Source organism: Streptomyces thermocarboxydovorans, from assembly GCF_039524635.1.
Classification (GTDB): Bacteria; Actinomycetota; Actinomycetes; order Streptomycetales; family Streptomycetaceae; genus Streptomyces; species Streptomyces thermocarboxydovorans.
Map to the genome: position 1 here is coordinate 76,866 of NZ_BAAAGU010000033.1, position 6,088 is coordinate 82,953.

Genomic DNA, 6,088 nt, shown 5'->3' on the forward strand with positions numbered 1-6,088 from the left:
GGCCTGGTCGATGGGGTCCGCGGATGCGGCGGGCCGGGGGGTGGGTGGCGGTCCCGTCGGTCTGATCTGGTCGGGTCTGGTCTGGTCGGGTCGGGTCGGGTCGGGTCACGGAAGGTCGGTGCGCCTGACGGGACCGGGCGCGGGGTGCGCTTCGTCCAGCGCCTCACCGGAGGACGGCCCGGGGCCCGGCTGATTCTTGGCGGGCTCACCACCGGGCTGGTTCTTCGCAGGGTCCCCACCGGGTTGGTTCTTCGCGGCCTCACCGCCCGGCTGGTTCTTCGCCGACTCACCGCCTGGCTGGTTCTTCGCCGGCTCGCCACCCGGCTGGTTCTTCGCGGGCTCCTGGCCGGACCCGCTCCTCGACGCCTTGGCCTTCCCGGGCCCGTCATCCGCGTCACCGTCCCGCGGCGGGCCGTCCGGCACGCGGGCCAGCTCCGGGGACGCCGTGTCCAGCGGCACGGACCAGGACCGTACGAGCCCCAACTGCACGGCCTGGCGCGGCAGTACGGCGTCCAGCAGCCAGTCCGCGGCGACCCGCACCCGGTTGCCGGGCATCGCCGCGAGGTGGTAGCCGCGGGTGACCACACCCGCCGCCACCCCGGACAGAGGAACGCCGAGCGGATTGGCCGCGGCCTTCACCCCGCCGAGGTCCACCACGAACCCGATGTCCTTGTGCCGGTAGGCGCGCCGCTCCCCGTCACCGAAGGACGCGGCGATGTTGTGGGCGCACACCTTGCCCTGCCGCCAGGCGTGCTGCGCGGTCGGCGGCGTGTACTCCCCCGGCCGCTCCAGGTCCGGCACCGCGGCGGCGTCGCCGCAGGCGAACACCTCGGGCCGGCCCGGCACCTGCAGGTGCGGGTCGACCAGCAGCCGCCCGCGTTCCAGGGGCAGGCCGAGGGACTCGGCGAGCGGATCGGGCCGGACGCCCACGCACCACACCAGCGTGCGGGTGTCGACGAACTCGCCGTCGGTGAGCAGCACCCCGTCGTGGGTCGCCTCCTTCACCGAGGTGCCCATCCGTACGTCCACGCCCCGCTCGCGCAGCACCCGGTCGGCGGTGCGCGAGAGCCGCTCGTCCAGCTCGGGCAGCACCCGGTCGGCGATGTCCAGCAGCAGCCACCGCGGCCGCAGGCCGGAGCGCAGCGGATGCTTGCGGACCTGCGCCTCGGTGAACAGCTGCCCGTGCGCGGCGACCTCGGTACCGGTGTAGCCGGCGCCGACCACCACGAAGGTGCAGCGCGCGGCGCAGCTCTTGGGGTCGCCGGCGGAGGCCGCCAGTTCCATCTGCCGGGTCACGTGGTCCCGCAGGTACAGCGCCTCCGGCAGCCCGCGGAAGCCGTGCGCGTGCTCGGCGACGCCCGGGATGGGCAGCAGCTTGTTGACGCTGCCGGCGGCCACCACCAGCCGGTCGTAGGCAAGGGTGCCGGTCTCGCCCTCGGCGTCGGTGTAGTGCACCGTGCGCGCGTCGAGGTCGATGCCGTCGGCCTCCCCCAGCACCAGCCGCACGTGCGGCAGGGTTTCGGAGAGCGAGATCGTGACCCGGCGCGGTTCGAGGATGCCCGCGGCCACCTGGGGCAGCAGCGGCAGATACAGGAAGTAGTCGGTCGGGTTCAGCAGGGTGATGTCGGCTCGTCCCCGGGCCCGCCGGGCCAGGGTGCGGGCCGTCCGGTACCCGGCGAAGCCGGCACCGACGATCACAATGCGAGGTCGACTCACGGTTCGCCTCCGGCGCTGTCGTGGACGTCGGGAGATGTCCGCGTCCCCCTGGCCGGGGCGGTCAAACGTCTCCCGGTTGCCGCCATGGCCTCCGGGTACCCGGTTCCGGACACCGACCGCCCACGTCGCGGAGGCCCCGATGCCCGAGTACGGCTACTTCCTCTCCAGCGAGCAGTACGGCCCGGCGGAACTGATCGAACAGGCCCGGATGGCCGAGCAGGCGGGCTTCCAGCATCTGTGGATCTCCGACCACTACCACCCGTGGAACGGCGAGCAGGGGCAGAGTCCCTTCGTGTGGTCGGTGATCGGCGCGCTGTCGGAGGCGGTGTCGCTGCCGGTCGGCACGGCGGTGACCTGCCCGACGGTGCGGACCCACCCGGCGGTGGTGGCGCACGCGGCGGCGACCGCGGCGGTGATGTCGAACGGCGCCTTCCGCCTCGGCGTGGGCACCGGCGAGGCGCTCAACGAACACATCCTCGGCGGTCCGTGGCCGCCTGCCCACGTACGCCTGGAGATGCTGGAGGAGGCGATCCAGGTGATGCGCCGGCTGCTCACCGGTGAGGAGGTCAACCACCACGGCACGCACTACACGGTGGAGAACGCCCGCCTGTACACCGTGCCGGACGAGCCGGTCCCCATCGACATCTCCGGCTTCGGCCCGGCCGCGACCAAGCTGGCGGCGCGTGTCGGGGACGGCTACATCACGATGATGCCGGACGCGCCGCTGGTGGAGCAGTACCGCAAGGGCGGGGGCGGCGGTAAGCCGGTCAGCGGCGGCACCAAGGTCTGCTACGGCGCCGACCGCGAGGAGTGCGTCCGCACCGTGCACCGCCTGTGGGCGAACGAACTGCTGCCCGGCGAGCTGGGCCAGGTCCTGCCCTCACCGAAGCACTTCGAGCAGGCACAGACCCTGGTCACCGAGGACATGGTCCGCGACAACCGCGTCTGCGGCGCCGACGTGGACGCCCACGTCACCGAACTGCGCCGCTTCGCCGACGCCGGCTTCGACCGCATCTACGTCAACCAGATCGGCCCCGACCTGCGCGGCTTCTTCGACTTCTACCGCACCAAGGTACTGCCGCAGCTCCAGCAGGCCGAGTGACGAGGCCGATTCCTGGGGCGAGGGCGGACGCACCGGCGGGCCGGAGGTTCACGTCCTCCGGCCGGCCGGTGCGGAACAGTCGCTCACGTCCCGTCAGTCCCGGCGGATCAGTTCCGGGTCGATGCGGCGGCCGGCCAGCGGCAGGGTGCCGATGATCGCGACGACGAGGACGCCGGCCGTGGCCGCCAGCAGCGGAGGCACGCCCGCGCCGTCCCAGAAGACGGCGCCACCGCCGGTGACCAGGTAGGCGGACTCCGCGAGCTTCCCGCAGACCAGTGCCAGGACGAGGCCGACGGTGAGCGGCAGGATCACCTGGAGGCACTGCACGGCCCGCAGCGTGCGCGGCCGGGCGCCGATGAGGGCGAGGGCGGTGACCTGGGCGCGGCGTTCCACGGCCCGGTCGGTGACCGAGACCAGGAAGGCGGCGACGCCGATGACGAGACCCATCACCATGCCCAGGAACAGCAGTGTCTCGATGACGGTGAGCTGCTCCAGCGCCTCGACGTTCACGCCCTCGAGATCGACCTCGGCGGTGGGGGCGATGGCTCCGGTCCGGTCGAGGACGGAACGCACGGTCGACGAGTCCGAGCTCGAGGAGAGGACCAGGTAGGCGCCCGCGGGAACGGCACCGGCGGGCAGCGCCGAGGGTGGGAGCAGGATGTCGCCGCCGAGCCCCGTCGCGGTGCTGGACCGGTACAGCACCACGTCCTTCGGCCCGGGAACACGGAAGGTGGTGCGCTTGCCGTCGTTGCGGACGACATAGCTGGTGGGGGTGGCGGAGACCGGGGCTCCGTCCACGTTCACCAGGCGCAGCGCCCTGCCGTCGACACAGCCCTTGGAGTCCAGCACCATCTTCTCGACCTGGGCACAAGTGGCGATCATGGCGCTCGAGATGTCGCTGTCGGTGTCCACGTTGTCCATGACGACGGCGCTCGCCTCGACTCCGGGGATCCCACGCAGGCGTTGCTGCTGCTCCTGGGTGAGACGGTCCAGCGCCAGCTTGTACTGCTGCGAGGGAGCGGTGTTGCGGGACACTTGGTTCAACTCGACCAGGACGCCCTGGGCGAGGGATGCGGAGAAGACCAGCAGGACCAGTCCGGTGACCACCCGCATGGCGCTGCCGGGCTCGACCTCGTTGCGGCGCATGGCCAGGTTGAGGGCGAGGCTGCCGGACCGGGCGAGGCGCCTGGCCAGGGCGTACGACAGCAGCGGCAGCGCCAGGACGAGGCCGAGCCCGGTGAGCAGCGCCCCGGCCACCAGCAGCACGGCGTGGATGCCGTCGCTCCGGGCGGGGTGGTCGGTGAGCCCGGTGGCGCTGTACCCGACGACGAGCCCCAGACCGGCGACGAGTACGAGGAGCGTCCACACGCGGGGCGCCCGCGGCACCGCCGAACGACGCGTGCTCAGCGGGTTGGTGGCCGCGGCGCGGGCGCTCATGCGTCCCACGAACCAGGCCAGCGCCGGGCAGCCGAGCAGGCAGTTGGCGATCGTCCTGCCGGAGAGCGCGCCGTCGTCCGGGTACCACTTCAGTCCGGGCAGTCCGGTCGCCGACATGATCCGGTTGAGCAGCGTGAACTCGGCCAGCCCGAGCAGCGCGCCGAGCAGTGCGGCGACCACGGTCTCGGCGGCGTTGACCCGCTGGGTGCCCTTCGCGCTGAGACCGAGCAGGCGCAGGGCGGCGAGCCTGCGGTTGCGGCTGGCGGCCGACAGTCTGGCGCACACCGACAGGAAGACGGCGAGCGGCAGCAGGACGAGGGTGGCCAGGGTGAAGCGCAGGATGTCGAGGGTCGAGGGATCGATCGCCGTGGTGGGTGCGTAAGGGGATCCGAAGCTCTTCAGGGCCCGGGCCTCGTCCCCGATCTCGCCCCGTGTGGTGCCGATGTAGGCGTACAGCTCGTTGGGGTGGGTCAGGCCCGGGGCGCCGATCAGCCCCTTGATCCGGCCCGGCAGCAATCCCTTGAGGCCCGGCTCACGCTGCACCTGGTCGCGCAGCGCCGGGGAGACGTACACCTCTCCCGGCCGGGGGAGGTCGCTCAGTCCCGGGGGCGCCTTCGGCGTGTCCGTGGTGCCGACGGCGAGGAAGACCCGGCCGAGCATCTTCGAGCCGTGTGCGTAGGAGCGCTCGAGAACGAGCGTGGGCTGCCCGGACCGTTTGCCCTTGTAGAGCTCGGGGTCGCGGGCGGCGGCGCGCCCGTCGTGGGCATCGAGGATCGCCGGGATGGTGAGGACGAGGGCGAGACAGCACACGCCGAGCGACCCGCCCAGGGTCATCAGGACGAAGCGGACGCGGTTGCCCCGGCCGGAGCCGAACAGCAGCCGCAGACCGAGCAGGAGCTCCCTCATCCCGCCGCTCCCGCGGGGGCGAGCACGCCGTCGGTCATGGTGTAGCGGCAGTCGGCCTGGGCCGCCACGGTCCGGTCGTGGGTGACCAGAAGCACGGCGGTGCCCTGCGAGCGGGCCAGGTCGAGAAACTCCTTCAGCACGGCGTCGGCATTGGCGCTGTCGAGGGCGCCGGTCGGCTCGTCGGCGAAGACCACGGCCGGCCGGTGCACCAGGGCCCGGGCTACGGCGACGCGCTGGCCCTGGCCTCCGGACACCTGGGAGGGCCGCCGCTTGCGCAGCTCACCGATGCCCAGCCGGTCCAGTACCTCGGCGGCGGCCTCGAGCGCGGCTCGCTTGGGCCGGCCGGCGAGGCGCAGCGGCAGGGCGGCGTTCTCCTCGATGGTCAGCTCGGGCAGCAACTCGCCGTACTGGAAGACGAATCCGAACCGCTCCCGGCGCAGGGCGCTGATCGCCTCGTCGTCCAGGCCGGCGTAGTCCCGCCCCTCGAAGCTGATCCGCCCCCGGGACGGACGCAGCACCCCCGCCAGGCAGTAGAGCAGCGACGACTTCCCGGAACCGCTCGCCCCGGTGATGGCCGCGACCTCGCCCCGCGCAAGCGCAAGATGCGCGTCCCGCACGGCCGGCGTCGATCCGTAGGAGAACTCGACTCCGCTGGCGGAGAGGATGTGAGATGGGTCTGACGTACTGGTACTGATCGTGTCCCCCGGGAGCCGGAGGGCCCCGGCGGGTCAGTCCGGGGCCCAAGGTCGGTCGTGACGGTATGGGTTGAACCGCCCAGTCTGGCCTAGTGACCTGAGTCGGAGATTCGTCGGCAGTAGGCGGCGACTTTGTCGAGGATCTCGTCGGCGGTCTTCGTCCAGACGAAGGGCCTGGGGTTGTCGTTCCAGTCGACGAGCCAGGACCGGATGTCGTGTTCGAGGGCCTGGA

The 6,088-nt window shown here is 72.4% G+C and carries 4 protein-coding genes and 1 pseudogene; 1 reads left to right on the forward strand and 4 read right to left on the reverse strand.

All coding sequences use genetic code 11. From position 1 onward, the window contains the following. Positions 1-105 precede the first annotated feature (105 nt). Positions 106-1,716, reverse strand: coding sequence for an FAD-dependent oxidoreductase (locus ABD198_RS17090; protein WP_344002074.1), 1,611 nt, complete (start codon positions 1,714-1,716; stop codon positions 106-108). Positions 1,717-1,855: 139 nt separating this feature from the next. Here ABD198_RS17090 and ABD198_RS17095 point away from each other — a divergent pair, with 139 nt between their 5' ends. After that, positions 1,856-2,818, forward strand: a complete 963-nt coding sequence (locus tag ABD198_RS17095) for a TIGR03557 family F420-dependent LLM class oxidoreductase (RefSeq protein ID WP_344002077.1) — start codon at positions 1,856-1,858, stop codon at positions 2,816-2,818. A 93-nt stretch (positions 2,819-2,911) separates the two neighbouring features. Here the strand turns inward: ABD198_RS17095 and ABD198_RS17100 are convergent, their stop codons facing one another. From ABD198_RS17100 to ABD198_RS17110, 3 genes and pseudogenes are all read right to left on the reverse strand, one after another. Further along, positions 2,912-5,161 carry an ABC transporter permease family protein gene (locus tag ABD198_RS17100; RefSeq protein WP_344002080.1) on the reverse strand — a complete coding sequence of 750 codons (2,250 nt, stop codon included), beginning with the start codon at positions 5,159-5,161 and terminating at the stop codon, positions 2,912-2,914. Next, positions 5,158-5,778 carry an ABC transporter ATP-binding protein gene (locus tag ABD198_RS17105; protein WP_344002083.1) on the reverse strand — a complete coding sequence of 207 codons (621 nt, stop codon included), beginning with the start codon at positions 5,776-5,778 and terminating at the stop codon, positions 5,158-5,160. The genes ABD198_RS17100 and ABD198_RS17105 overlap by 4 nt, the downstream gene beginning before the upstream one ends. Positions 5,779-5,945: 167 nt before the next feature. After that, positions 5,946-6,088, reverse strand: a pseudogene (locus ABD198_RS17110) (IS630 family transposase); the annotation flags it as partial.